Raw genomic sequence first — 23,573 nt, 5'->3', positions numbered from 1 at the left:
CTAGCCCGCCTGGACTGACACCCGCTGAACCTGCCGATACGCCTGGCGGGCGAAGCACACGAACAGCCCGGCCATCAGCGCCAGGGCCATGGGCAGGCCGTGGGGCGCGACATCCATCGCCGCCCCGCTGAGCAACGGGCCGACCAGGCTACCGGCGCCCCACAGCAGCCCGACGCTGGCGTTGGCGGTGACCAGGTCGCGTCCTTTGAAGCGCTGGCCGATCAGCACCAGCGCCAGGGTGTAGATGCCGCCGGCCACTGCGCCAAGCAGCACCAGCAGCGGCCATAACAGCCACGTCAGGTTCAGCAGCCAGGGCAAGGCGATGCCGATGGCCATGGCCACCACGCCGCACAGCAGGTGCAGCCCGGTACGCTCGACCCGGTCGGCCAGCCAGCCCAATGGCAGTTGGAAGAGCATGTCGCCGGCGAACACCACCGTCACCATCAACGCCGCCACGCCCACGGCAAAGCCGTGGCTGGTGGCGTAGACCGGCAGCAAGGAGAGCACCACAGCGTCGAAGAACGAGAAAAACAGCACCGCTACGCACAGTGCCGGTGCGACGCGGAAGAACCCCGCCAGGGTGAAGCTGCGCGCGTCCTCCTCGTCATGCTCGACGCAGTCGTTCGGCACGCTGAACACAATGCACAGCAGGGCCAGGCCGTAACCGGCGGTGACCACGGCGGTGATCCATGGGCTGTTCGGCCCGAGCAACGCCAGCAGCGCTGGGCCGAGCACCTGAAAGCCGGTGAAACTGGTGGCGTACAGCGCCATGATCTTGCCGCGGTTGTGCTCCGCGCACAGCGCATTGACCCACGACTCGCCGAGAATGATGGCGATGCCCATGCCGATCCCCAAAGCCAGGCGCAGCAGCGCCAGCAGCCAGAGCCTGTCGAAAGCCCATTCCAGCAAACCGATGCTCGAGGCGCACAGGCTGAAGCACAGCAGGTAGAGGGTGCGCCGGGTGAAGTGCCGACAGCAGGCATCGACCATGAAGGCCGAGAGCATCATCCCGGCAGCAGGAATCGCCGAGACCATGCCGATTTCCAGGGTGCCCGCCCCGGCCTGGTGCAGACGCAACGACACCAGCGGCAGGCTGGCCCCCAGGCTGAAGCCCACCACCGACACGGCGAACAACAGGCCCGCCAGCAAACGCATGTTCATGTACTTTTCCACCCCACCGAAGGATCGACAAACGCAGGCGCCCACGGCCGTGTCGAGAACACACGGCAGACGCAGGCCTGGATCAGCTCGAGGCGAGGTGCGGGGAGAAGGTGAAGGCGAACAGCACGCTGCGTCGACGCTTGAGCACCGTGTCGCTCGGCCACGCGCGGCGCGCTGTCGGGGCGACAGGCTGGCAGCAGGGGCTGAGGCTACGGGTGCGGCGCATTGCGAGGTTCGCTGCAAGAAGATGAGGGGGTCGGACTCTAGGCCAGGGCCACCCGATCCGTCAACGCCCAGGCAGCGCCATGATGCTGTTCACTCAAGATCTGTAGTGCTGGCACTGGGGCTGCTGCGCAGCCCATCGCGGCACAAGGCCACTCCCACAAGTTCCGCGCAGCCCCATGTCTACGGCTTTACGCGGACTTTGTGGGAGCGGCCTTGTGCCGCGATTGGACCGCTTAGCGGCCCCGGCTCAACGCTTCCCGGTCGATGGCAAGAACACCGCCAGCAAGCCGAACAACGGCAGGAACGAGCACAATCCATACACGTACTCGATCCCGCGCAGGTCGGCCAGGTAACCGAGCAGCGCCGCGCCGATGCCGCCGAAGCCGAACATCAGGCCGAAGAAGATCCCGGCGATCATGCCCACGTTACCCGGCACCAATTCTTGCGCGTACACCACGATCGCGGAAAACGCCGAGGCCAGGATGAAACCGATCACCAGGCTCAGCACGGTGGTCCAGAACAGATCGGCATACGGCAGCGCCAGGGTGAATGGCGCCACCCCCAGAATCGAGAACCAGATCACCGCCTTGCGCCCGATGCGGTCGCCGATCGGCCCGCCGAAGAAGGTGCCAGCGGCTACGGCGCCGAGGAACAGGAACAGGTGCAATTGCGAACTGGCCACCGACAGGCCGAACTTCTCGATCAGATAGAAGGTGAAGTAGCTGGTGAAGCTGGCCATGTAGAAGTACTTGGAGAACACCAGCAGACCCAGCACCACCAGCGCCGCCAGCACGCGTCGACGCGACAGCCCATGGCTGGCGACGCCGCCCTTGCGCGCCTTGTACTGGTTCAGGTGGTCCTTGTACCAGCGCCGCAGCACCAGGGTCACGCCGAAGAAGAACAGGGCTGCCAGACCGAACCAGGCCACATGGGTCTGACCAAACGGAATGACGATGGCCGCTGCCAGCAATGGGCCGAATGCGGAGCCGGCATTACCGCCTACCTGGAAGGTCGACTGCGCCAGGCCGAAGCGCCCACCCGACGCCAGCCGGGCGATGCGCGAAGTCTCCGGGTGGAAGGTCGACGAGCCGATGCCCACCAGCGCCGAGGCCAGGAGGATCATCGCAAAGCTGCCGACGAAGGCGAGCATGACGATCCCCACCAGGGTGCACAGGGTGCCCATCGGCAACAGGTTCGGCGTGGGGCGTTTGTCGGTGTAGAAGCCGACCCAGGGCTGCAGCAGCGAGGCGGTCACCTGGAAGGTCAAGGTGATCAGGCCGATTTGGGCGAAGCTCAGGCCGTAGTTGGCCTTGAGCATCGGATAGATGGCCGGCAGGACCGACTGGATCAGGTCATTGATCAGGTGCGCCAGCGCGCAGAACGTGATGATCCGCATCACCAGCGGACTGCTGCCGGAGGTCGGCGTAGCGCTGGAGATCGCGGGGCTGCTCGGGGTACTGCTGATGGCCATGGGCTCGACATCCGTGCTCTGGTTGGGCTCCGATTATTAGAAACATCTCGATACGAAGCCACCCCTAATTTGCCAGCGGGGTGCCATCCATCCGATGCGTACTTGTAAATGGTTCTCACTACAATTAGCATCTTTCGCTCCCTTCCCTCAGTTCCGGGCACCCTGCCCGCTTCGCGAGCCGACCGATACCATGAGCCCGATGCCAGCCGCGCGGTTCGACCCTGATCCTCACCAAGAAGCGCTGCAGTGGCTGGCCCTGCTGAGCCGCCCCGGCAGTCACGCGCAGCAGCGCAAGGCCTTCGCCCAGTGGTGCCAGGACCCGGAAAACGCTCGCGCCTTTGCCGCCCTGCAGCACCGTCCTGGCTCAGTGCCGACCCCGGCCGGGCGGCCGCGTCCACGACCGCTGGCGCTGCGCCGCAGCCACTGGGGCAGCCTGCTCGGCGCGCTGTTCCTGCTGCTGCTGGCCGCACTGGCCTTTGTCTACTGGCCACTGATGCAGCGCCTGGGCAGCGAACTGCACACCAGTGCTGGCGAGCGGCGCAGCGTGCGTCTGGCCGATGGCTCCACCCTGCACTTGGACGGTGCCAGCGCGATGAACGTGGACTTGCGCGGTCGCACCCGACAGTTGCAACTGGTGCAGGGCTTGGTGGATCTGGAGGTCAACCTCGATGGGCGCGCGCTGGAAGTCCAGGTGGACGATGTGTCGATCCAGGTCTTCGCCACGCGCCTGAGGCTCAGCCGCTACAGCGATCACGACGAGCTGGTGGTGCTCAACGGCAAGGCCCTGATCCGCCAGGGCGGCGACCAGCGCCTGCTCTCGGCCGGCGAGCGGGTGCGGTTCGATTCGGGGCATCTGGAGGCGGTGGAAAAAGTCGACACCCGCAGCCTTCAGGCGTGGCGCGACGGTCGCTTGATCGCCCGCGACCTGCCTTTGCAGCAGGTGCTGGAGGCGCTGGCCGGTTATCGGGGTATGCGGGTGTGGGTGCTGGACGCGCAGATCGGGCAACGCCGAATCAGCGGCGATTTTGCGCTGGACCCTGCCAGCAATACGCTGGATGCGCTGATCGCCGACCAGCAACTGCGGGCCTACCCCTTGCTCGGCCAGGCGCTGATCGTCCATTGAGGTGAGGTGCACGGCTAAGCATCTGAAACCGTGTAGATTTTTTTTGAAATGAGTGTTGACACAGGGGCATCACAAGAGAATAATGCGCGCCATTGGCTACATAGCTCAGTTGGTTAGAGCATAGCATTCATAATGCTGGGGTCCGGGGTTCAAGTCCCTGTGTAGCCACCAAACCTGAAAAGGGCTTACCGCAAGGTAAGCCCTTTTTCTTTGCCTGCGATTTCTTCAGCTTCTTCAGCGCACGCCCGCCGCGGCCACGGTCAACCACGTGCTGTCGCTCGATCATCATTTCCGTTTGGTTCACAAATAAGCGGCCAGGTATCGTGCGCTCCTTAATTTCCCACTAAGGACAGTGCAGTGTTTTGGAACAGGAATAAAACGCTCAAAGTTGAATGGCTGACACCGTTGACCATCTCTACACATGCCGCCGAACAACCACCGCAAGCGCTTGATCAGTCAAAAGTTACAAAAGCCAATACTGACCTCGCGTTCAAACTTGTGGCGACGGGTGCTTGGAGCATTCAAGGTGGTCTGCTGGTGTATGGTTATTCGACGCTGATCGGCTCGTACGACAGATTCGGTATCGATATCAACGAGATTGCCTTGGGTATACCGACCCTACTGTTATATGGGTACGTCAGTGCATGGTCGGGCGCGATGAGTGCAGCGAATAGCGTGCCAATCATCGGCCCTGCGCTCGTGGCACTGGCATTCATTGTGATAGCCGCGATCTTCGTGTCTTTGGTCACCAAGCGACTACCCTTCCCGGTTGTATTAGGGCTCTCCACATGGATTGGAATCACCCTGTTCACAGCCTTCATGGCACCGGCCATAGGCGTGCAGCGGGGATTGAAGAATGGTCTGGACGACTTTGCAAAATACACCGGCCTGGAGGCCTCCCAGGGTCTCGACAGTACAGTGACGGTCATCACAAACACGTCAACAAGATTGACGGGACATCTGATCTTGGTCGATAGCAAGAGTATGTTCTTGCTGGTTGACAGGACGGTGTACAAGATTGATGGCGCCACGGGGCGTGTCATTCGAGAAACGCAACTTTCACCCAAGCCCCTACGCACACCGGTGAAGCCAAAGCAGTCTGAACACGACTGAATCAGACGGGATGGCCTGCATACGCTGCACCCAAGCGGCCATCGCCGCCCCTGCAAAACAGGCGGCTCACGCGTCGAGACATGATGTTTGCAAGCGTAGCGCCTTATTATGGACAGCCCGCCGGCCCCGGCGGCCACCGACAAGGAGTTACGCATGCACAAGCTGGCTGTATCGGCCCTGGCCGCCCTCGCCTTCAGCGGTCTGGTCCAGGCCGATGCGCGCATCGACCTGGGCGATGCGCAGCGGGTCACCCGCCTGTTCGCCTTTCCCAACAATTGCCATGTGATCTGCTTTCGCGACTGGACTCTGGAGCAGACCGTCGAACACTACCTGACCCAGAGCGTGCGTCGCGACGGCTACGCCAACGCCCAGGTTCAGGTCAGTCGAAACAGCGACGACCATGTGCAAGCCCTCATCAGCGATGTCCCACCGAGCTACGCCGAGCCCCTGCGCCAGTTGCTCGACAGTGGCGAGCTGGCCTATCAGGGCGCCACCCGTCTGAACAAGGACGGCAAATGGGCCTACGACTGGTACCTGTTCCTGCCGCTGGGCATGGCCTTGGAGAACCGCCGCAGCATCGAGCTGCTGCATTTCCCACCGGATTACTCGCTCACCCAGGCGCAGGACTACCTGCGCTCGAACACCACTGACCGTTGGGCACAGTTGCTCACCTTCAACGGCATCGACGCCAGCCAGACCCCGGCCTACCAGACCATCGTCGACATCGCCCCGATTGCCGCGCCCGCCAGCGCCGGCAAGGACCTGGAGGGCACCTACAGCTACTTCAGCGACTACCAGACGCGCATGGTCAAGCAGATGACCCTGCGCCAGGGCACCCAGCCGCTGCCGATGGTGGCCTTCGGCGCCCCGGTGCGCAGCTGGATCCAGCAGCAGTACGGGCCTAAGGTGAACGTGCTGGGGCTGGTCAGCATCAGCCCGCAGGCCGGCAGCCAGGTGCCGGTGCTCGGCGCCAACCACCCCAGTGCGATCTGGTATGCAGCGGACAAGAACAACACCGGCGGCGATCAGGACAAGGCCGACGCGGCGGGGCTGAAGATGATGGGCCAGGATCTGACCGCCGCCTGCTGGCAGGCCGGAATGGGGCGCAATCCTAACGCCGATGCCAAGGCGACACTGGAGGCCTGTGCGACCAAGTGGCAAGTGACGCAGAAGAAGCAGACCTGCGAGCTGTTCTACCGCAGCATCCGCGACATGACGCCGGCACAGGCCGCCGCCAAGTGCAACACCGGGAGCGTGACGCGCAGCCTGCGCGATTTGCGCAGGCCGGCCGAAGTGGAGCTTTAGCCCGCCTCAGTCCTCGAGCAAGGTGCAGGCCATCACCAGCGCATCTTCGCGTCCGCCCGGCGCCGGGTAGTAGTCCCGGCGCCGGCCGATTTCGTTGAAGCCGTAACGCTCGTACAACCGATAGGCCGACTGGTTGCTGGCGCGCACTTCCAGGAAGCATTCCCGGCCATTGAGCTGCCAGGCCCGTGCCATCAGGTGCTGGAGCAGGCGCAGGCCCAGCCCGCGCCCCTGGTTCTCCGGCTTGACGGTGATGTTGAGCAGGTGCGCTTCGTCGATGATCACGTTGATCACCCCGTGTCCCACCTGCTGCTGGCCGTCGAACATCAACCACACTTCGTAGGACTTGAGCGCATCCTGAAAGATGCCGCGGGTCCAGGGATGACTGAAGGCGGCATATTCGATCTTCAGTACGGCATCCAGATCCGCCTCGGTCATCGGGCGGAAACTGATCGAGTCACTCATTCAACGCTCTTCCAGCGCGCCATCAGCTGGCGCATGGCTTTCCAGACGAGCGCCTTGCGCGGCGGCTCGTCCATCAACAGTTCAAGACCCGGCAGTGCCCAGACCTCGCCCAGGCCCTCGACCGTGAGCATCTGGTAGTACGCCTGCTCGTCGGCAGCGGCGGCGAAGCGTACCGCCGGCAGGCCGACCAACCACACACAGTGGCTGGGGACTTCCTCCAGGCGCGCCTGGACAAAGCCCTGGACGAAGTCGCGCGCCGACTCCGGGCCCTGGTCCATGGTGCTGCGCAACAACAGCGGCCAACGCACCGGCTCGCCGACGATCTGCGGGGCGTCGGGCAGGCCGGCAGCGCGCAGCATGTCCTTGAGCAGCAGATAGGACGGGTCGCGGCTCTGGAACGGCTGCCCGGTGGCCAACTCCACCAACAGCAGGCACTTGCCCGCGCGCAGCAGTTGCAAGGCGAAGCGCGGTGGCGGCACCGGCGCGGGCCTTGCGACCTTGGGCACCTCCGGCTCGCGCTCGGCCACCGGGGCGGCCGGTTTGGGCGTGCTGCCTGGGCGCGGAATCTCGATCTTCGGCCGCTCGATCTGACGCACCTGGCCGGCGACCGGCACGGCCTCGGCCTGAGTGGCGGCTGCCGGGCGCGCCGGCTGCACCTCGAAGTCCGGTGTCTCCACCGGCGCCACCGGCAGCAGCAACTCGGGCCGCGAAGGCGCCGCGAACGGCAGTTCGGCGCGCGGCAGCCAGTGCACCACTTGCATGGCGGACAGGTAGGCGCGGCGGCGGGGCTCGGTCAGCACGGCTCAGGTTCCGGAGGGTTGGGTGGCGGTCGGGCATTCTAACGCCGTTGGCGGAAATTTTCCGAGCCAATCCCGCTTCCGAGGCCGCGCGCACCGCCCAGGCGCGGGTTCATCCGCGACCAGGCCACCCAGGCCGGGCAAAACCCGGACCAAGGGGTGAAACCCTGCCCCCCTGATGCAGTACAATCGCCGCTTTTATTTGGCAACGAGTCGACCCGCCAATGATCGAACCCAAGCGCGTCCTGCGCGCCCTAGCCGAACACTGGGCCTTGATCGAGCCGCTGTGCGAGCGTTTCGACCAGGGCACCCTGAGCCTGGTCGAGCTGCGCCAGCAACTGGCCCGCCAGCAGGTGGAGAGCACCGCGCAGGACATCACCCAACTGCTCGACGTGTGGATCCGCCTGGACATCCTGGTCCCGGTGGCCAAGAGCCCGAACCGCTTCGAGCTCAACGCGCAGATCCACGATTTTCTCGCCTACCTGCGCCGCGAGCACCGCCTGGGCCTGTGCCTGGAGATCGAAGCCTACCTGCGCCACCTCGAACGTCTGGCCGGGCATATCCAGGACGCCTTCGACAACCGCGACAGCGACGACCTGGCGCGCCAACTGCGCCTGCTCGACATGCGCGTGCGTGACGTGCTGAAGAAGCTCGATAACGACGAGCAGGCGCTGGTGGCCGTGGCCGAACGGGCCAAGACCAGCAACCGCCAGATCCCCCTGCGCCAACGCTACGCCGAAGTGCTGGCGACCTGGGACGAATACGTCGAGCCGATGATCCAGCTGGTCAATGCCGACGGCGCCTTCGAGCAGGGCGTACGCAAGGTCGAGACCGTGCTGCTGCGCCTGCTCGGCGAGCAGGCGCGCCTGGGTCATCTGGTCGACGACGACATGCTGTTGCGCACCCACGCGCGCATCCTCGAGATGCAGACCAGCGCCCAGCTCACCCTGCGCCATGCCCGTGAACTGCTGCTGCCGCTGCGCGAGGAAGCCCGTCGGCACAACGCCGTGACCCGCGGCGCGGCGCTGGCCCTGTCGGTGATCCGCAAGAAAGGCCTGGATGCCGTGCCACAGGCGGCCATGCCGCTGTTCACCCGACCGCAGAGCACCTTCCTTGGCAGCGCCAGCCAGGTCGAGGCCTATGTGTATGCGCTGGCCCGCTTCGAGCCCAAGCCGGCGCGCTTCCCCAAGGCGCACAGGACCGACAAAGGCCCGCTGCCGCGCGCGCCACGCACGGTCAAGGAAATGCTCGAACGCTGCGAAGACGCCCTGCCGCTGCCCGACCTGATGGTCTGGTTGCTGGAGCAGGAGCCCGAAGGCGCCACCGACGAACTGCTGTACTGGTTCTCGCGCCTGTCGCGTGAAAAGCGCTTCAGCCGCGCGCGCCTGGAGCGCCAGGATTATCTCACCCGCGAACACGTGGTCAGCCTGCGCTCCTTCGCCCTGACCTCCAGCCGCGAGCCCTCGCCGGCCGCCACCGAATCCACCGCGAGTCCCATCCATGCATCTTGATCTTTCCGAACTGTCCCAGCTCGCGCCGATCTTCCGCGAGCTGTTCAAGGGCTTCCACATCAGCCGCCGCGACCCGGAACTGTACGCCCAGTTGTCGAACTTCCAGGATGCCTACCGCAGCCTGTTCAAGGCCTTGGGCTTCGAACTGGTGTGCGACACCCGCGGCTTCTACTACTTCGTCCCCGAACAGGCCGCCGCGCAGGTGAACAAGACCGCCCAACGCCTGGCACTGTTCACCTTCATCCTGGTCGAGCACCTGGCCGACCAGGGCCGCGACCCGATCGCCGTCCTCGACGGCGGCAGCATCGGCCGCGACGAGTTGCCCTCGCTGCTGGAGAAGTACCGCGACCTGTTCCTGCAGGCCGAGGTGCAGACGGTCGAGGAGCTCGAAGAAAAAATCCTGCGGCGCATGACGCAATTGGGCTTCGCCTTCGAGGAAGGTGGCATCTACCGCTTCCTGCCGCCGATGCACCGTTTCCTCGACGTGTGCCTGTCGGTCCAGCAGGACCGCGACCTGGCCGCCACCCTGCACAGCGACCTGCCGTTGCCGACACCGGTGCTGATCGAGGAAGAAACACCCGAAGAACTGCACCGCACCGACGACCCGCTGGACCTGACGCCGTTCGACGGCGAGGAGTCCGAAGAAGACGCCCTGGCCCGTGCCATCCGCGAAGAGCAACAGGAGATTGACGCATGAGCCAGGAACGCTACGGCATTCGCCGCTTCGCACTGCTCAACACCGCCGGCTACAGCCTCGGCCTGTTCCCGCTGGAGCACCCGCTGTCGGTGTACGGCGCCAACAACCTGGGTAAATCGGCATCGATCAACGCGCTGCAATTCCCGATTCTGGCGCGCATGTCGGACATGGCCTTCGGTAAGTACAGCCTGGAGCAGTCGCGGCGGTTCTACTTCGCCAGCGACACCAGCTATATCCTCTGCGAACTGAACCTGCCCCACGGCCCGCACGTGATCGGCGTGGTCGGCCGTGGACCCGGTGGCGGTTTCGGTCACCAGTTCTTCGCCTACCAGGGTGAACTGGACCTGGCCCATTACCAGAAAGACGACACCTGCCTGCGCCAGAAGGAGCTGTTCACCAACCTGGAGCGCAATGGCCTGAAGGCCTACGAGCTCAAGCCGGACGAACTGCGCCGGCTGCTGGTGGGCGGGCACACCTCGGTGCCGCTGGACCTCACCCTGATTCCGCTGCGCTCGACCAGCGAACAGAGCCTGAAGACCTTCCGCGCACTGTTCATCAACCTGCTGCACATGCGCGAGATCACCGCCGCCAAGCTCAAACAACTGTTCCTCGACGCCTTCGAGCACAGCCTGCGCTCGGGCAGTGTCGACTACATCGCGGCGTGCGAAGAAGCTTTCCGCGACGTGCGACGCATGGAGCAGGACTACAACGCGTTGGTCGCGGCCGGTCCGCTGGTCGAGGCCCTGGCCGGTGGCGTGGCTCAGCGCGACATTCTGCGCGGTAAGCTGCACCGCCTCTCGCCGCTGCTCGACAGCCTGCTCGGCACCTGGCAGGACTACGCGGCCGCGCGCAAGGACGAACTGGTGATCCAGGCCGAGCACTACCGGGCCGAGCAGGACGCCCTGCAGAACGACCAGCGCGGCGGTACCCAGGAACTGATGCGCCTGGAGCGGGAGATCACCGGCATCCAGCGCTGGCTTGGCGAGCTGTCGGTGCTCAAGCACCGCTTCGCCCTGGTCGATGACGTCAAGGTGCTGGAGCAGCAACTGCTGGCGGCCAAGGACGCTCACGACGAACTGGCCGGCGCCCTGGCGCAGTCGCGCCAGTTCTCCGCCGAAGACCTCGACGAGCGCGTGCGCGACCTGGAAAAACGCCTCAAGGCCGTCAAGCAGCAGCTCGAGCACGCCGACAACAACAGCTATGCGCGCCTGCGCGAGGAATTCTCGCAGCAGGACGTCGACCGCCTGATGCGCCTGTTCAATGGCGCGCTGTTCAGCCTGCCGCTGGGCGAGCGCGGCATCGAGGTGGACGACGGCGATCAGTGGGTGAGCACCCTGGAGCAGGTGCTCGACCGCTTCAAGGGCGAACGTTTCGAGGTGCCGGGGCTGTCCATCGACCTGTCGCACATCGAACCGCCAGCGCTGCAGGCCCTGGCCGACCGCGCCGCCCTGCGCGATCAGAAGGAGCGCCTGGAAAAAGAGCTGCGCCAGCTCAAGACCCAGCAGGCCGTGGCCCTGGATCGCGCCGCGAGCAAGGCCCAGACTGAGGCGCTGTACCAGCAGGTGCTGGACGCGCAGAAGGCCCTGGAAGACTTCCGCCGCAGCGAAACGCTGAGCGCAGAAGAGCCAGAGAAGCTCGAACAGCTAGCCCAGTTCGAAGCGGCCCAGGACGAACTCAAGCGCTCCAGCGACGCGTTTACCGAGCGCGTCCAGCAACTGTCGGCCAAGCTGCAACTGGTCGGCCGCCAGATCGCCGACATGGAAGCCAAACAACGCACCCTCGACGACGCCCTGCGTCGCCGCCAACTGCTGCCGGCCGACCTGCCGTTCGGCACGCCGTTCATGGAGCCGGTGGACGACTCGATGGACAACCTGCTGCCGCTGCTCAACGACTACCAGGACAGCTGGCAGGCCTTGCAGCGCGTGGACAACCAGATCGAGGCGCTGTATGCCCAGGTGCGCCTCAAGGGCGTGGCCAAGTTCGACAGCGAAGACGACATGGAGCGCCGCCTGTCGCTGTTGATCAACGCCTATTCGCACCGCACCGAGGAAGCGCTGACCCTGGCCAAGGCCCGCCGCGCCGCCGTCACCGACATCGCCCGGACCTTGCGCAACATCCGCAGCGACTATGACAGCCTCGAGCACCAACTGGCCCTGTTCAACCGCGAGATCAACCGCCGCCAGGTGTCGAACCTGGAGAGCTTCCGCGTGGTGCTGGCGCCGAACAAGGAAGCGCTCAAGCACATCGACCAGATCATCCACAGCGCCGGCCAGTACGAGGAAGGCGAGACCCTGTCGGTGTTCGACCTCACGCAGAACGCCGAGCAGGACAACAAGAACGAAGAGGCCAAGGAGTACCTGGCGCGACTGGTGGCGGCCAACCACAACCAGCTGGGCCTGAAGGACCTGTTCGAACTGGCCTTCGAGATCACCAAGATCAACAGCCAGCCGGTGATCCACGCCGACATCGACGGCGCCGCCTCCAACGGCACCACCATGACCATCAAGGCGCTGACCAACATGTACCTGTTGCTGCACCTGATGGATCGCGACCTGGCCGGCCGCATCCGCCTGCCGTATTACCTCGACGAAGCGGCAGACATCGACGAGCGCAACCAGGCGGCGTTGCTGGAGACCAGCCAGCAGTTGGGCTTCGTGCCGATCCTGGCAAGCGTGAAGCCGCAGGTGTCGGCCCACGTGGCGATCGACCTGGAGGGCGGCAGCGGGCCGAACGGGATCTACATCGACGAATCGGACTGGAAGTACATCAGTCGGCGGGATGTGGAGAAGGCGATCGTGCGGGAGGATCACGCCGAGGAACTGGCCTGATATCGTGAAGATGAGCTGCGCCCCAAATGTTGGACACCCCTCTACGTTCGGGACGCAGTTCAAACACGTGTGGGAGCGGCCTTGTGTCGCGATCGGGCGCGAAGCGGCCGTGAAATCAGCCACTGCGGACTTTCAGGAAGATCTCGGTCGCCAGATTTGCGGCCGCTTCGCGCCCGATCGCGACACGAGGCCGCTCCTACAGTGGCGCGCTCGACTCCAGCGTCATCGAGCGCAACATCAGCGCAGTTTCACTGTTGCGCCCACGGCCGGATCGGAATTGCCGTCACCGCATTCTGCGGGCTGCCTTCGACGATACGGTCGCTGTACACCAAATACACCAGCGTGTTGCGCTTCTTGTCGAGGAAGCGCACCACCTGCATGGTCTTGAACACCAGCGAGGTGCGCTCCTTGAACACCACGTCACCGTCCTTGAGCTCGGTCTTGAAGCTGATCGGCCCGACCTGACGGCAGGCGATGGAGGCCTCGGCGCGGTCTTCGGCCAGGCCCAGCCCTCCCTTCACCCCGCCGGTCTTGGCCCGCGACAAGTAGCAGGTCACACCCTCCACCTTGGGATCGTCGAAGGCCTCGACCACGATGCGGTCATTCGGCCCAAGGAACTTGAACACCGTCGACACCTGACCGATTTCATCGGCCCCAGCCGCCATCGGCAGCGCCAGCGCGGCCACGGCAATCATCCTTTTCAGCATGTGCGAACTCCTCAGACCAGTACCAGATTGTCGCGGTGCACCAGCTCCGGCTCGGCGCTGTAGCCCAGCAGACGCTCGATGGCATCGGACGGCTGACCGATGATCTTCTGCGCCTCCAGGGCGCTGTAGTTGGCCAGGCCGCGTGCCACTTCAAGACCGTCCGGGCCCACGCAGACCACCATTTCGCCGCGCCGGAAACTGCCCTGCACGGTCTTCACGCCGACCGGCAGCAGACTCTTGTGCGACTCGCGCAGGGCCTTGACGGCACCGGCATCGAGCACCAGCGTGCCACGGGTCTGCAGATGGCCGGCCAGCCACTGTTTACGCGCCGCGAGCATGCCGCGCTCGGGCGACAGCAGCGTGCCCAGGCGCTCGCCGGCCTTGAGCCGATCGAGCACGCGCTCGATGCGCCCGCCGATGATGATGGTATGGGCACCGGAACGGGCTGCCAGGCGCGCGGCGCGCAGCTTGGTCTGCATGCCACCGCGACCGAGCGCGCCACCGGTGCCGCCGGCCACGGCGTCGAGCGACGGGTCGTCGGCGCGGGCTTCATGGATGAGCTGGGCTTCGGGGTTGTTGCGCGGGTCGGCGTCGAACATGCCGTCGCGGTCGGTGAGGATCACCAGCAGGTCGGCCTCGACCAGGTTGGCCACCAGCGCCGCCAGGGTGTCGTTGTCGCCAAAACGGATCTCGTCGGTGACCACGGTGTCGTTCTCGTTGATCACCGGCACCACACCCAGATCGACCAGGGTGCGCAGGGTACTGCGGGCGTTGAGGTAGCGCTTGCGGTCGGACAGGTCGTCGTGGGTCAGGAGGATCTGTGCGGTGTGCTTGCCGTGCTCGCCGAAGCTCGACTCCCAGGCCTGCACCAGACGCATCTGGCCGATGGACGCGGCAGCCTGCAACTCGTTCATCGCGCTCGGTCGGGCAGTCCAGCCCAGTTGGCTCATGCCCGCGGCCACGGCCCCGGAGGACACCAGCACCAGTTCCACGCCCGCTTCGCGCAGCGCCACCATCTGCTCGACCCAGACCGCCATCGCACCACGATCCAGGCCCTTGCCGTCGGCGGTCAGCAGCGCACTGCCGATCTTCACGACCCAGCGCCGGGCGCCCGTCACCTTGCTTCGCATCTTCTCTTCCAACCCATGTCGAATCTGTAGATACCAAAACGCCGCTCATTCGAGCGGCGTACCGTGAGAGGGTGTTGAGGCCATCGCGGGACAAGCCCGCTCCCACAAGGATCGCAGCGGACCTGTGGGAGCGGGCTCGTCCCGCGATGGGCTCAACGCCCAAGCCTGATCACGGCACACTACTCGAAGAGCGGCGTTCAGTGTACTGCAACCGGTCAGTCGCGCACGTAAATGATTTCCGGGCCGTCTTCGTCGTCCTCGAAGTCGTCCCAGTCGTCATCGTCGCCGATGTCATGCACGCTCTTGACCCCGGTGCGGCGCAGGGTGCGGGCGTCATCCAGGGCTTGCAACTGGGCCCGGGCCTCGTCTTCGATGCGCTGGTCGAGCTCGTTGAGCTCGGCGGCATAGGCCGGATCGTTGGCCAGGCGGTCGGCGCGGTCTTCCAGGTAACGCATGAGGTCGTGGCTGAGCTGCTCGGTGCCCTGCTTGGCGATGGCCGAGATCACGTAGACCGGGCCTTCCCAGTTCAGGCGCTCGACCACTTCCTTGACCCGCGCGTCGCGGTCCTCGTCCATGATCATGTCGGCCTTGTTCAGCACCAGCCAGCGCTCGCGGTCGACCAACGCCGGGCTGAATTGCGCCAGCTCGTTGATGATCACTTCGGCGGCATCGGCCGGGCTGCTTTCATCCAGCGGCGCCAGGTCGACCAGGTGCAGCAGCACGCGGGTACGCGCCAGGTGCTTGAGGAAGCGGATACCCAGGCCGGCGCCTTCGGAAGCCCCTTCGATCAGGCCGGGGATGTCGGCGATGACGAAGCTCTTCCAGCGGTCGACGCTGACCACGCCCAGGTTCGGCACCAGGGTGGTGAACGGGTAGTCGGCGACCTTCGGCTTGGCGGCCGAGACCGAGCGGATGAAGGTGCTCTTGCCCGCATTGGGCAGACCCAGCAAGCCGACATCGGCCAGCACCTTCATTTCCATCTTCAGGTCACGCTGCTCGCCCGGCTTGCCTGGCGTGGTCTGTCGCGGCGCACGGTTGGTGCTGGACTTGAAGCGGGTGTTGCCCAGGCCGTGCCAGCCGCCCTGGGCGACCATCAGCTTCTGGCCGGGGGTGATCAGGTCACCGATGATCTCCTGGGTGGAGGCGTCGATCACCGTGGTGCCGACCGGCACGCGCAGGTACAGGTCCTCGCCCTTCTTGCCGGTGCAGTCGGTGCTGCCGCCGTTCTGCCCGCGCTGGGCTTCGTGGTGGCGGGTGTAGCGGTAGTCGACCAGGGTATTGAGGTTCTCGTCGGCCACCATGAACACCGAGCCGCCGTCGCCACCGTCACCGCCGTTGGGACCACCGTTCTCGATGAATTTTTCGCGGCGGAAGCTCATGCAACCATTACCGCCGTCACCGGCTTTTACCCGGATCGATACTTCGTCAACAAACTTCATTCAAAACCGCCTCTCGCCGAACGACGAGTTGAAAACCAGAAAACCTTGAGGCTCTTGCAAAAATGAGCGCGGCGGCCCCGTACGAACCAGAAACCAACGCCGGCAGCCCAGACAAACAGCTTTGCAAGAGGCTCACCACAAACGAAAAAGCCCCGTCGCATGACGGGGCTTCTGGAGCGACGTCGCGATCAGGCGGCGACGATGCTCACATAGCGGCGGTTGAACTCGCCCTTCTTCTCGAACTTGATCACGCCGTCGATCTTGGCGAACAAGGTGTGGTCCTTGCCCATGCCAACGCCGTAGCCAGCGTGGAATTCGGTACCGCGCTGACGGACGATGATGTTGCCCGGCTTGATGACCTGGCCGCCATACATCTTCACGCCAAGGCGTTTCGATTCTGAGTCGCGACCGTTACGAGTACTACCACCAGCTTTTTTGTGTGCCATGGTTCAATTCTCCAATAAATTCAGGGGATCGTGGCAATTAAGCCTGGATACCGGTGATTTTGATTTCGGTGAACCACTGGCGGTGGCCCATGCGCTTCATGTGGTGCTTACGACGGCGGAACTTGATGATGCGAACCTTGTCGTGGCGGCCTTGCGAAACGACTTCGGCCACTACTTTAGCGCCAGCAACGACTGGAGCACCGATGGTGACGGCGTCACCGTTGGCAACCAGCAGAACGCGATCGAAGGTCACGGATTCGCCAGTGGCGACTTCCAGTTTCTCGATCTTGAGGAATTCACCTTCAGCGACTTTGTACTGCTTGCCGCCGGTAACGATTACTGCGTAGGACATTTTGAATCTCCGATAATCCTGCTCACCCAGCGCTTTATATGATGAGTATTGGCTGGCATGGCTGCACGAGGCTGGAACGGCCCGGTGCAATTGCGTAAGGCAGGTGCTGCCCAGGAAGTTAGGGTGCGCGATTGTACGCAACCGGTCGAAGCCTTGCAAGTGCCGGCCCTGCGGCGCAGGCGGCGCGCCTTGACACACCGGGACCCGCGACCTAGCATGCCGCGCAACCTCAATGGAGCAGCCGATGCAACCCCAATCCTTCTACCGCGCGGTGGCTGACGATTTCAGTGCCGTCGACGAGATCATCAAGAAGCAGCTGACCTCGCGCGTGCCGCTGGTATCGAAGATCGGCGACTATATCACATCGGCCGGTGGCAAGCGCCTGCGCCCGCTGCTGGTACTGCTGTGCGGCAAGGCCCTGGGCCGCGAAGGCGACGACCTGCGCCTGTTGGCCGCGACCATCGAGTTCCTGCACACCGCCACGCTGCTGCACGACGACGTGGTGGACATGTCCGGCATGCGCCGCGGCCGCTCCACCGCCAATGCCCTGTGGGGCAATGCGCCCAGCGTGCTGGTGGGCGACTTCCTCTATTCGCGTTCGTTCGAGATGATGGTCGAACTGGGCTCGATGTCGGTCATGCAGATCCTCTCCAAGGCCACCCGGGTGATTGCCGAGGGTGAAGTGCTGCAACTGTCGCGGGTACGTGACGCCAGCACCAGTGAAGAGGTGTACATGGACGTCATCCGCGGCAAGACCGCCATGCTCTTCGAGGCCTCCACCCACAGCGCCGCGGCGCTGGCCGGTGCCAGCGAGCAGCAGCGTGAAGCCCTGCGTACCTTCGGCGACCACCTGGGCGTGGCCTTCCAACTGGTCGACGACCTGCTCGACTACAAGGGCGACTCCGAGACCCTGGGCAAGAACGTCGGCGACGACCTGGCCGAAGGCAAGCCCACCTTGCCACTGATCTACACCATGCGCGAAGGCACTGCCGAGCAGGCCGCACTGGTGCGCCAGGCCATCCAGAAAGGCGGCCTGGAAGACCTCGAGCAGATCCGCCTGGCCGTCGAAGCCTCCGGCGCGCTGGACTACACCGCGAACCTGGCCCGCGACTACGTCGCCCGCGCCATCGCCTGCCTGGAAGTGCTGCCGGCGAGCGAGTATCGCGATGCGCTGGTGGAGCTCAGCGAGTTTGCGGTCGCGCGTACGCACTGACCGATAGACCCCATCGTGCTTATCGCGGGGCAAGCCCGCTCCCAGGATCGTCGTCATCCTGTGGGAGCGCGCCTGCCCCGCGATTGCGTTGGCCCAGAGAAAATACCTCTGCGCGGCAAAACCTTATACAATGTGCGCCTTTGATCCCCCTATCTACCAAGGAACCGAAGTGAGCACTTTGCCGCCCTGCCCCGCCTGCAACTCCGAATACACCTACGAGGATGGCACCCAGCTGATCTGCCCCGAATGCGCCCACGAATGGTCGGCCAGCGGCGAAGCCGAGGTGGCCAGCGACGACGTGGTGAAGAAGGACTCGGTCGGCAACGTCCTGCAGGACGGTGACACCGTTACCGTGATCAAGGACCTCAAGGTCAAAGGCTCGTCGCTGGTGGTCAAGGTCGGCACCAAGGTCAAGAACATCCGCCTGTGCGATGGCGATCACGACATCGACTGCAAGATCGACGGTATCGGCGCCATGAAGCTCAAGTCCGAGTTCGTACGCAAGGTCTGACCTGCCGCCGCCGGGCTGCCCACGGGCGGTCCGGCCGGGTCCTGCAACGGGGTCCGCTGCACCATTTGGCAGAATTCGGCTAATAGACACTTGCTATTCTGATAATAAGAATTATTCTCATTGGAAATCGCTCTCCAAGGAGAATTGCCATGACCTACCTGATCGACGCCTGGCTCGACCGTCCCCATCCCTACCTGCGCATCCTGCACCGCGAGACTGGCGAAGTCTGCGCCGTGCTCGAAGAAGAAGCGCTCGACGAACTGCGCGACCAGGGCGACCTGGATCTCACTGGGCTGAATTCGAGTGAACCGGGGGTGCTGAAAGAGGTGGTGCGCAACCTGTTCCTGTTCTGCTATGCACGGGCGTTGCGCCCTGGCGGAACCGATTGGAATTGAGTGTGGCAGGGCCGACGACATCCCAGGGTGAACCCGCCGCCTGCCGGCACGGGCTTACCCTGGGATGAATACGCAGCGGTCTTACAGAACGTCGAGCAGTTCGACGTCGAACACCAGTGTGCTGTGCGGCGGGATGCTGCCCACGCCTTGGGCGCCATAGGCCAGTTCGCTCGGCACGTACAGGCGCCATTTGCTGCCGGCATTCATCAGTTGCAGCGCCTCGGTCCAACCGGCGATCACGCCACCGACCGGGAATTCGGCTGGCTGGCCGCGCTCGTAGGAGCTGTCGAACACGGTGCCGTCGATCAAGGTGCCGTGGTAGTGAGTGCGCACGTTGTCTTCACGGCTCGGTTTGGCGCCGCTGCCGGCGGTCAGCACTTCGAACTGCAGACCCGAGGCCAGGGTGGTGATGCCTTCGCGCTTGGCGTTGTCGGCCAGGAACTGCTTGCCAACGGCAGCAGCGGCTTCGGCCTTGGCCGCCGCTTCGGCCTGCATCACTTCGCGGATGACCTTGAAGCTGGCAGACAGGTCCGCCTCGCTGACACGGCTGTCGGCGCCATTGAAGGCGTCGGTCAGGCCCGCCAGGATCGCCTCCAGGCTCACGCCCGGTGGCGGGTTGTCACGCAGTTGGCCACCCAGCTGACGGCCGATGCCGTAGCTGACGCGGGTTTCGTCGGTGGACAGATTCAGTTCGGACATTGCTCGCTCCACTTGAGGGCGCCTGACATCCGCGCCCTTCGTCAAAAGGGCGAGCAGCCTAACACCGGGCAGCGGGACGCTGCCAGCGGCAAGCTACAAGCTACAAGCTACAAGCTACAAGCTACAAGCTACAAGCTACAAGCTACAAGCTACAAGCTACAAGCTACAAGCTACAAGCGAGAGCCCATCACCTATCCGCTCTTTCTTGCCGCTTGAAGCTTGAAACTTGCCGCTCAATGTTTGGTGAGCTTGTCCAGGTAGCCCATGACGAACGCCGACACCACGAAGGTCATGTGGATGATCACGTACCACATCAGGTACTCGGTGGAGATGTTCTGCGCGTCCATGAACACCCGCAGCAGGTGGATCGAGGAGATGGCGACGATGGAGGCGGCGACTTTCATCTTCAGCGACGAAGAGTCCATCTTGCCCAGCCAGTTGAGCTTCTCCTTGCTGTCGTCGATGTCCAGTTGCGAGACGAAGTTCTCGTAGCCGGAGATCATCACCATCACCAGCAAGCCCCCGACCAGTGACATGTCGATCAACGACAGGATCATCAGGATCAGGTCGGCTTCGCTGAGTGAGAAGACGTTGGGCAATACGTGGATTACTTCTTGGAAGAACTTCAGCGCCAGGGCCAGCAGGCCCAGGGACAGGCCGAAGTAGATCGGCGCGAGCAGCCAGCGTGAGGCATACATCGCATTTTCGAGAATACGTTCCATGGAGGCTAGGGACTCGTGAATGACGCACATAGGGCGCGCGAGTATAGCCAGCCACCTATGACAGCAAAAGCCCGCAGCGTTGCCTCAGCGACGTTCAGTTGTCTGGGCGGAAGCGGTAGTCACCCAGGTTGCGGCAGCGGTCACCATTGATCTGACGCAACTGCGCCTGCAGGTGCAGGCACCAGATCTGTGGGTCATCGCTGAGCTGGTAGCCGTGCAGGGTGAGGCTGTCGACCACGGCGTTCATCACCGATTCGGCCACCTGCGGACCGTGAAACGGGCCTTGGGCCTTGATGGCCGATGGCTGCTCACCGGCCATGCCGGCGGCGAACAGCAAGGTCCACAGGCCATTGTCACCGGCCAGCGGACGAATGCTGCACTCGATACGGGTCACCAGGCCGAGGCACTGGCGGGTAAGGCTGAGGTTGCGCATGGCAGCGTCCCCTCCTTCAAAGCCCTGTTCAGCCTGCGACCGGCAGGCTGTTTTCATCCTGAACCCTGAAAGCGTCCATAGTTCCAGCCTAGACGCCTACAGGTCGAGTTGGAAAACCGGCGCCGAACGGTAGCCACTGGCCGCAAGCGCCGGTTTGTTGACTCAGGCGGGCTTGGCCTGGGCCACCATCTCTTCCAGCCGTTCCTTCTCGGCGTCCTTGATGTCGTCCTCGCTGATCATCTCGGCGATGACCCGCAGGCGTTCCACCACACGCGCATTGACGCTGCCTTCGGGGAACTCGCCGTTTTCGTCCGGCGTGCCGGCTTCTTCGCCCACCAGCAAGCTCAGCGCCTCGTCGGCCTGGCTGACGGCGTACACATGGAAGCGCCCCGCCTCCACCGCCTGCAGCACGCGCTCGTCGAGCATCAGCGTGGCGACGTTAGCGCGCGGAATGATCACCCCCTGCTCGCCGGTCAGGCCGCGTGCCTCGCACAGCCGGAAGAAGCCTTCGATCTTCTCGTTGACCCCACCAACCGCCTGCACTTCGCCGAACTGGTTGATCGATCCGGTGATGGCGAAGCATTGCTTGAGCGGCGTGCGCGACAACGCCGAGATCAGCGTACAGGCCTCGCCCAGCGAGGCACTGTCGCCATCGACGTAACCGTACGACTGCTCCAGGGCGATGCTCGCCGAAATGGCCAGGGGGAATTCCTGAGCGTAGCGGCTGCCCATGTAACCGGTGAGGATCATCACGCCCTTGGAGTGGATCGGCTGACCGAGGTTGACTTCGCGCTCGATGTCGACGATGCCGCTGCCACCGGGATAGACCGTGGCCGAGATCCGCGCCGGCATGCCGAACGCCGAGTCGCCCACCTCCAAGACGGTCAGGCCGTTGCACTTGCCGATGGCTGCGCCTTCGCTGTCGATCAGGATGATGCCGGCGAGCATGTCGTCGAGGACTCGCTGCGACACCCGACCGGTGCGCGTGGCCTTGGCCTTGAGCGCCCGCTCGATGTGCCCGGCGTCGGTCATCTCGTCACCGGCCAGTTGGCGAATGAAGTCGGCCTCGCTGACCAACTGGAACAAGTCGCCGACGCGCGCCGACAGCCGCGCCTGGTTCTCCGCCAGGCGTGCGCTGAAGGTAGCCAGGCGCGCCACCGCATCGCTGGTCAGCGGCGCCATGCCTTCCTCGTTGGTGCGCGTGCGCAGCAACTGGGCGAACTGCTCCAGGTTCTCGTCGACCATCGGCATGTCTTCGTCGAAGTCGACCAGGACGCGGAACATCTCCTGGAAATCTGGATCGTGGTCCTGCAGGGCGTAATAGAGCTGGCGTGAGCCGATGATCACCAGCTTGACGTTGAGCGGGATCATCTGCGGCGTGAGGGTGACGGTGGCGATACGCCCCAATTCGCCGAGCGGCGACTCCATCTTCAGCTTGCGCGATTGCAACGCGCGCTTGAGGGCATCCCAGACGAAGGGCTCGCCGAGCATTTTCTCGGCTTCGAGAATCAGGAAGCCGCCGTTGGCCCGGTGCAGAGCCCCGGAGCGCAGTTGCCGGTAAGAGGTGGAAAGCGCGCCCTGGTCGGTGCTGTATTCGATGCGCCCGAACAGGTTGTCGTAGGTCGGATGCGGCTCGAACACCACCGGCGCGCCGCCGTCCAGCGGATGACCGACCACCAGGCTCGGCGCGTATTGCTCTTCGAGCATCTTGCGCGCCACGGCGTCGGTCTTGGCATCGTCGACCAGTTGCTCGACCACGGTGCGCAGCAGGTTCAACTGCATCGATTGCAGGTAGGCGCACACCGCCGCGTTCTCGGCGTACTTCTCCGACAACGGCGCCAGCAGCGGTTGCAGGGCCAGGGTGATGGTCTCTTCGTTGAGCTCGCGCAGTTGATTGTTCGACTCGCGCTTCCACTGCGGCAGGCTGGACAGCTCCTCGTTGAGGCGCTCCTCCAGCGCGGCGATGTCCTCGTGAAATTGTTCGCGCACCTCTTCGGGCAACTGGGCGAACTCGGCTTCATCCAGCGCCTTGCCGTCGGCCATGGGGGTGAACGCCACGTTGCTGGCGTCGCGGTACAGCGCCACGTCCTTTTCCAGCGACGCCCGCTCGATCACATCCAGGGCGCGGTCGTAGCGTTGGTTGAAGGCGCGGTCGATGGCGCCTTTCTTCTGCTGGTAGGCCGGGTGTTCGAACACCGCCGGGAAGGTCGCCAGCAGGTTGCCGATCAGGCCATTCATGTCAGCGATGAACTCGCTGGCGCTGGCTGACGGCAACTCCAGGGCGCGCGGCTCGCGCAGGTCGTCGAAGTTGTTGACGTAGACCCAGTCCGACGGCGTCTTCTGGCGCTTGCCCTCGGCCTTCAGGTAGCGTTTGACGAACGAGAAGCGGCCGGTGCCCGGCTCACCCATCACGAAGACGTTGTAACCAGGCCGCGGCATGGCCACGCCGAATTGCAGGGCCTCGACGGCACGTTCCTGGCCCAGTACTCCGCGAAACGGCTCCAGATCGTCGGTGTGGGTGAAGGCGAACTGCTCGGGCGTGAAACGCCGGGTCAGGGCTTCGGGCGCCAGACGCAGGCGCGCGGCAACGGGATCGGGCATCGGGTTTCCTTACTTCGGCGGGGCGGATGAAGGCATTCTGGGGCTGTGAGCGCGCGCCTGGCAAGGCTCGCCGAGACTTTATGTCGCAGCGCAAAAAGCGCGTGCAATAGAATTTTTCGCAATCGCTGACGCAACTAATGGTTAGCGCCTAAACTCCAAACTGCGCGGGTGGGTATCATGCTTTCCCGCCTGGCAATGAACTGCCAGACAACCCTGATCATTGATACGTATC

Annotated in this window: 23 protein-coding genes and 1 tRNA gene; 10 read left to right on the top strand and 14 right to left on the bottom strand. The window is 64.2% G+C overall.

Translation table 11 applies throughout. From position 1 onward, the window contains the following. From ACK2SD_RS04460 to ACK2SD_RS04450, 3 genes are all read right to left on the bottom strand, one after another. Positions 1-1,161: an MFS transporter gene (locus ACK2SD_RS04460; protein ID WP_412461458.1), complete on the bottom strand. Its 1,161-nt coding sequence runs from the start codon at positions 1,159-1,161 to the stop codon at positions 1-3. A gap of 82 nt (positions 1,162-1,243) precedes the next feature. Beyond that, entirely contained in the window at positions 1,244-1,387 is a 144-nt protein-coding gene (locus ACK2SD_RS04455; RefSeq protein ID WP_295481403.1) for a hypothetical protein, read from the bottom strand. A 246-nt stretch (positions 1,388-1,633) separates the two neighbouring features. Beyond that, the gene (locus tag ACK2SD_RS04450) at positions 1,634-2,857 is read right to left on the bottom strand and encodes an MFS transporter (protein ID WP_412461457.1); all 1,224 of its coding nucleotides are present in this window, start codon (positions 2,855-2,857) and stop codon (positions 1,634-1,636) included. A gap of 190 nt (positions 2,858-3,047) precedes the next feature. On the opposite strand from ACK2SD_RS04450, the gene ACK2SD_RS04445 reads away from it, so the two are divergent. The 4 genes from ACK2SD_RS04445 (at position 3,048) to ACK2SD_RS04430 (ending at position 6,398) form a co-directional block, all read left to right on the top strand. Further along, entirely contained in the window at positions 3,048-3,980 is a 933-nt protein-coding gene (locus ACK2SD_RS04445; protein WP_412461456.1) for a FecR family protein, read from the top strand. Between the two features lie 94 nt (positions 3,981-4,074). Next, positions 4,075-4,151: transfer RNA gene (locus ACK2SD_RS04440), tRNA-Met, on the top strand. Positions 4,152-4,337: 186 nt separating this feature from the next. Next, complete coding sequence (locus ACK2SD_RS04435; protein ID WP_412461455.1) at positions 4,338-5,093, top strand: hypothetical protein; 756 nt, start codon at positions 4,338-4,340, stop codon at positions 5,091-5,093. 153 nt (positions 5,094-5,246) lie between these two features. Then, positions 5,247-6,398 (top strand): hypothetical protein, encoded by a 1,152-nt coding sequence (locus tag ACK2SD_RS04430; RefSeq protein WP_412461454.1) that lies wholly within the window; start codon positions 5,247-5,249, stop codon positions 6,396-6,398. A gap of 6 nt (positions 6,399-6,404) precedes the next feature. Here the strand turns inward: ACK2SD_RS04430 and rimI are convergent, their stop codons facing one another. Together rimI and ACK2SD_RS04420 are read right to left on the bottom strand one after the other, a co-directional pair. Further along, on the bottom strand, positions 6,405-6,860 hold the full coding sequence (gene rimI / locus ACK2SD_RS04425) for a ribosomal protein S18-alanine N-acetyltransferase (RefSeq protein WP_039580275.1): 456 nt from the start codon (positions 6,858-6,860) through the stop codon (positions 6,405-6,407). Continuing rightward, positions 6,857-7,660, bottom strand: a complete 804-nt coding sequence (locus ACK2SD_RS04420; RefSeq protein ID WP_412461453.1) for an energy transducer TonB — start codon at positions 7,658-7,660, stop codon at positions 6,857-6,859. The genes rimI and ACK2SD_RS04420 overlap by 4 nt, the downstream gene beginning before the upstream one ends. Before the next feature lie 221 nt (positions 7,661-7,881). On the opposite strand from ACK2SD_RS04420, the gene mksB reads away from it, so the two are divergent. From mksB to mksF, 3 genes are read left to right on the top strand one after another with little or no spacing between them, the layout of a single operon-like run. Next, a complete protein-coding gene (gene mksB, locus ACK2SD_RS04415) occupies positions 7,882-9,168 on the top strand; it encodes an Mks condensin complex protein MksB (protein WP_412461452.1) in 1,287 nt (428 codons plus the stop codon). Continuing rightward, a complete protein-coding gene (gene mksE, locus ACK2SD_RS04410; RefSeq protein WP_029614188.1) occupies positions 9,158-9,865 on the top strand; it encodes an Mks condensin complex protein MksE in 708 nt (235 codons plus the stop codon). The genes mksB and mksE overlap by 11 nt, the downstream gene beginning before the upstream one ends. Further along, positions 9,862-12,693: an Mks condensin complex protein MksF gene (mksF, locus tag ACK2SD_RS04405; protein WP_412461451.1), complete on the top strand. Its 2,832-nt coding sequence runs from the start codon at positions 9,862-9,864 to the stop codon at positions 12,691-12,693. The genes mksE and mksF overlap by 4 nt, the downstream gene beginning before the upstream one ends. Before the next feature lie 248 nt (positions 12,694-12,941). Here mksF and ACK2SD_RS04400 read toward each other — a convergent pair whose 3' ends face one another. The 5 genes from ACK2SD_RS04400 to rplU all read right to left on the bottom strand — a co-directional run bounded on the left by ACK2SD_RS04400 (position 12,942) and on the right by rplU (position 16,767). Next, entirely contained in the window at positions 12,942-13,400 is a 459-nt protein-coding gene (locus tag ACK2SD_RS04400; RefSeq protein WP_412461450.1) for a CreA family protein, read from the bottom strand. A gap of 11 nt (positions 13,401-13,411) precedes the next feature. Next, positions 13,412-14,530, bottom strand: coding sequence for a glutamate 5-kinase (gene proB, locus ACK2SD_RS04395; RefSeq protein WP_039580289.1), 1,119 nt, complete (start codon positions 14,528-14,530; stop codon positions 13,412-13,414). 215 nt (positions 14,531-14,745) lie between these two features. Continuing rightward, entirely contained in the window at positions 14,746-15,969 is a 1,224-nt protein-coding gene (gene cgtA / locus ACK2SD_RS04390) for an Obg family GTPase CgtA (RefSeq protein ID WP_039580292.1), read from the bottom strand. 188 nt (positions 15,970-16,157) lie between these two features. Beyond that, positions 16,158-16,415, bottom strand: coding sequence for a 50S ribosomal protein L27 (gene rpmA / locus ACK2SD_RS04385; protein WP_029614211.1), 258 nt, complete (start codon positions 16,413-16,415; stop codon positions 16,158-16,160). Positions 16,416-16,452: 37 nt separating this feature from the next. Next, complete coding sequence (rplU, locus tag ACK2SD_RS04380) at positions 16,453-16,767, bottom strand: 50S ribosomal protein L21 (RefSeq protein ID WP_029614212.1); 315 nt, start codon at positions 16,765-16,767, stop codon at positions 16,453-16,455. 244 nt (positions 16,768-17,011) lie between these two features. On the opposite strand from rplU, the gene ACK2SD_RS04375 reads away from it, so the two are divergent. The 3 genes from ACK2SD_RS04375 to ACK2SD_RS04365 all read left to right on the top strand — a co-directional run bounded on the left by ACK2SD_RS04375 (position 17,012) and on the right by ACK2SD_RS04365 (position 18,886). After that, positions 17,012-17,980, top strand: coding sequence for a polyprenyl synthetase family protein (locus tag ACK2SD_RS04375; RefSeq protein WP_412461449.1), 969 nt, complete (start codon positions 17,012-17,014; stop codon positions 17,978-17,980). 169 nt (positions 17,981-18,149) lie between these two features. Then, positions 18,150-18,491: a zinc ribbon domain-containing protein YjdM gene (locus ACK2SD_RS04370; protein WP_029614213.1), complete on the top strand. Its 342-nt coding sequence runs from the start codon at positions 18,150-18,152 to the stop codon at positions 18,489-18,491. A gap of 149 nt (positions 18,492-18,640) precedes the next feature. Then, complete coding sequence (locus ACK2SD_RS04365; protein WP_029614214.1) at positions 18,641-18,886, top strand: hypothetical protein; 246 nt, start codon at positions 18,641-18,643, stop codon at positions 18,884-18,886. A gap of 81 nt (positions 18,887-18,967) precedes the next feature. Here the strand turns inward: ACK2SD_RS04365 and ACK2SD_RS04360 are convergent, their stop codons facing one another. The 4 genes from ACK2SD_RS04360 to ACK2SD_RS04345 form a co-directional block, all read right to left on the bottom strand. Beyond that, the gene (locus ACK2SD_RS04360; RefSeq protein WP_029614215.1) at positions 18,968-19,585 is read right to left on the bottom strand and encodes an FKBP-type peptidyl-prolyl cis-trans isomerase; all 618 of its coding nucleotides are present in this window, start codon (positions 19,583-19,585) and stop codon (positions 18,968-18,970) included. 233 nt (positions 19,586-19,818) lie between these two features. Then, a complete protein-coding gene (locus tag ACK2SD_RS04355; protein ID WP_412461448.1) occupies positions 19,819-20,307 on the bottom strand; it encodes a TIGR00645 family protein in 489 nt (162 codons plus the stop codon). Between the two features lie 94 nt (positions 20,308-20,401). Then, positions 20,402-20,740, bottom strand: coding sequence for a hypothetical protein (locus tag ACK2SD_RS04350; protein WP_029614217.1), 339 nt, complete (start codon positions 20,738-20,740; stop codon positions 20,402-20,404). Between the two features lie 162 nt (positions 20,741-20,902). Next, positions 20,903-23,341 carry a Lon protease family protein gene (locus ACK2SD_RS04345; protein ID WP_412461447.1) on the bottom strand — a complete coding sequence of 813 codons (2,439 nt, stop codon included), beginning with the start codon at positions 23,339-23,341 and terminating at the stop codon, positions 20,903-20,905. Positions 23,342-23,573 lie beyond the last annotated feature (232 nt).

This window comes from Pseudomonas sp. SC11 (genome assembly GCF_047039205.1).
GTDB classification, from domain to species: domain Bacteria; phylum Pseudomonadota; class Gammaproteobacteria; order Pseudomonadales; family Pseudomonadaceae; genus Aquipseudomonas; species Aquipseudomonas boreofloridensis.
Note: the sequence above shows the minus strand (reverse complement) of the source record. Positions and strands in the feature narration are given on the sequence as shown.

Excerpts from the sequence above, each read along its gene's own strand:
- ACK2SD_RS04460 (WP_412461458.1), bottom strand. The coding sequence starts at position 1,161 with ATGAACATGCGTTTGCTGGCGGGCCTGTTGTTCGCCGTGTCGGTGGTG.
- ACK2SD_RS04455 (WP_295481403.1), bottom strand. The coding sequence starts at position 1,387 with ATGCGCCGCACCCGTAGCCTCAGCCCCTGCTGCCAGCCTGTCGCCCCG.
- ACK2SD_RS04450 (WP_412461457.1), bottom strand. The coding sequence starts at position 2,857 with ATGGCCATCAGCAGTACCCCGAGCAGCCCCGCGATCTCCAGCGCTACG.
- ACK2SD_RS04445 (WP_412461456.1), top strand. The coding sequence starts at position 3,048 with ATGAGCCCGATGCCAGCCGCGCGGTTCGACCCTGATCCTCACCAAGAA.
- ACK2SD_RS04430 (WP_412461454.1), top strand. The coding sequence starts at position 5,247 with ATGCACAAGCTGGCTGTATCGGCCCTGGCCGCCCTCGCCTTCAGCGGT.
- rimI (WP_039580275.1), bottom strand. The coding sequence starts at position 6,860 with ATGAGTGACTCGATCAGTTTCCGCCCGATGACCGAGGCGGATCTGGAT.
- mksB (WP_412461452.1), top strand. The coding sequence starts at position 7,882 with ATGATCGAACCCAAGCGCGTCCTGCGCGCCCTAGCCGAACACTGGGCC.
- mksE (WP_029614188.1), top strand. The coding sequence starts at position 9,158 with ATGCATCTTGATCTTTCCGAACTGTCCCAGCTCGCGCCGATCTTCCGC.
- mksF (WP_412461451.1), top strand. The coding sequence starts at position 9,862 with ATGAGCCAGGAACGCTACGGCATTCGCCGCTTCGCACTGCTCAACACC.
- ACK2SD_RS04400 (WP_412461450.1), bottom strand. The coding sequence starts at position 13,400 with ATGCTGAAAAGGATGATTGCCGTGGCCGCGCTGGCGCTGCCGATGGCG.
- proB (WP_039580289.1), bottom strand. The coding sequence starts at position 14,530 with ATGCGAAGCAAGGTGACGGGCGCCCGGCGCTGGGTCGTGAAGATCGGC.
- cgtA (WP_039580292.1), bottom strand. The coding sequence starts at position 15,969 with ATGAAGTTTGTTGACGAAGTATCGATCCGGGTAAAAGCCGGTGACGGC.
- rpmA (WP_029614211.1), bottom strand. The coding sequence starts at position 16,415 with ATGGCACACAAAAAAGCTGGTGGTAGTACTCGTAACGGTCGCGACTCA.
- rplU (WP_029614212.1), bottom strand. The coding sequence starts at position 16,767 with ATGTCCTACGCAGTAATCGTTACCGGCGGCAAGCAGTACAAAGTCGCT.
- ACK2SD_RS04375 (WP_412461449.1), top strand. The coding sequence starts at position 17,012 with ATGCAACCCCAATCCTTCTACCGCGCGGTGGCTGACGATTTCAGTGCC.
- ACK2SD_RS04365 (WP_029614214.1), top strand. The coding sequence starts at position 18,641 with ATGACCTACCTGATCGACGCCTGGCTCGACCGTCCCCATCCCTACCTG.
- ACK2SD_RS04360 (WP_029614215.1), bottom strand. The coding sequence starts at position 19,585 with ATGTCCGAACTGAATCTGTCCACCGACGAAACCCGCGTCAGCTACGGC.
- ACK2SD_RS04355 (WP_412461448.1), bottom strand. The coding sequence starts at position 20,307 with ATGGAACGTATTCTCGAAAATGCGATGTATGCCTCACGCTGGCTGCTC.
- ACK2SD_RS04350 (WP_029614217.1), bottom strand. The coding sequence starts at position 20,740 with ATGCGCAACCTCAGCCTTACCCGCCAGTGCCTCGGCCTGGTGACCCGT.
- ACK2SD_RS04345 (WP_412461447.1), bottom strand. The coding sequence starts at position 23,341 with ATGCCCGATCCCGTTGCCGCGCGCCTGCGTCTGGCGCCCGAAGCCCTG.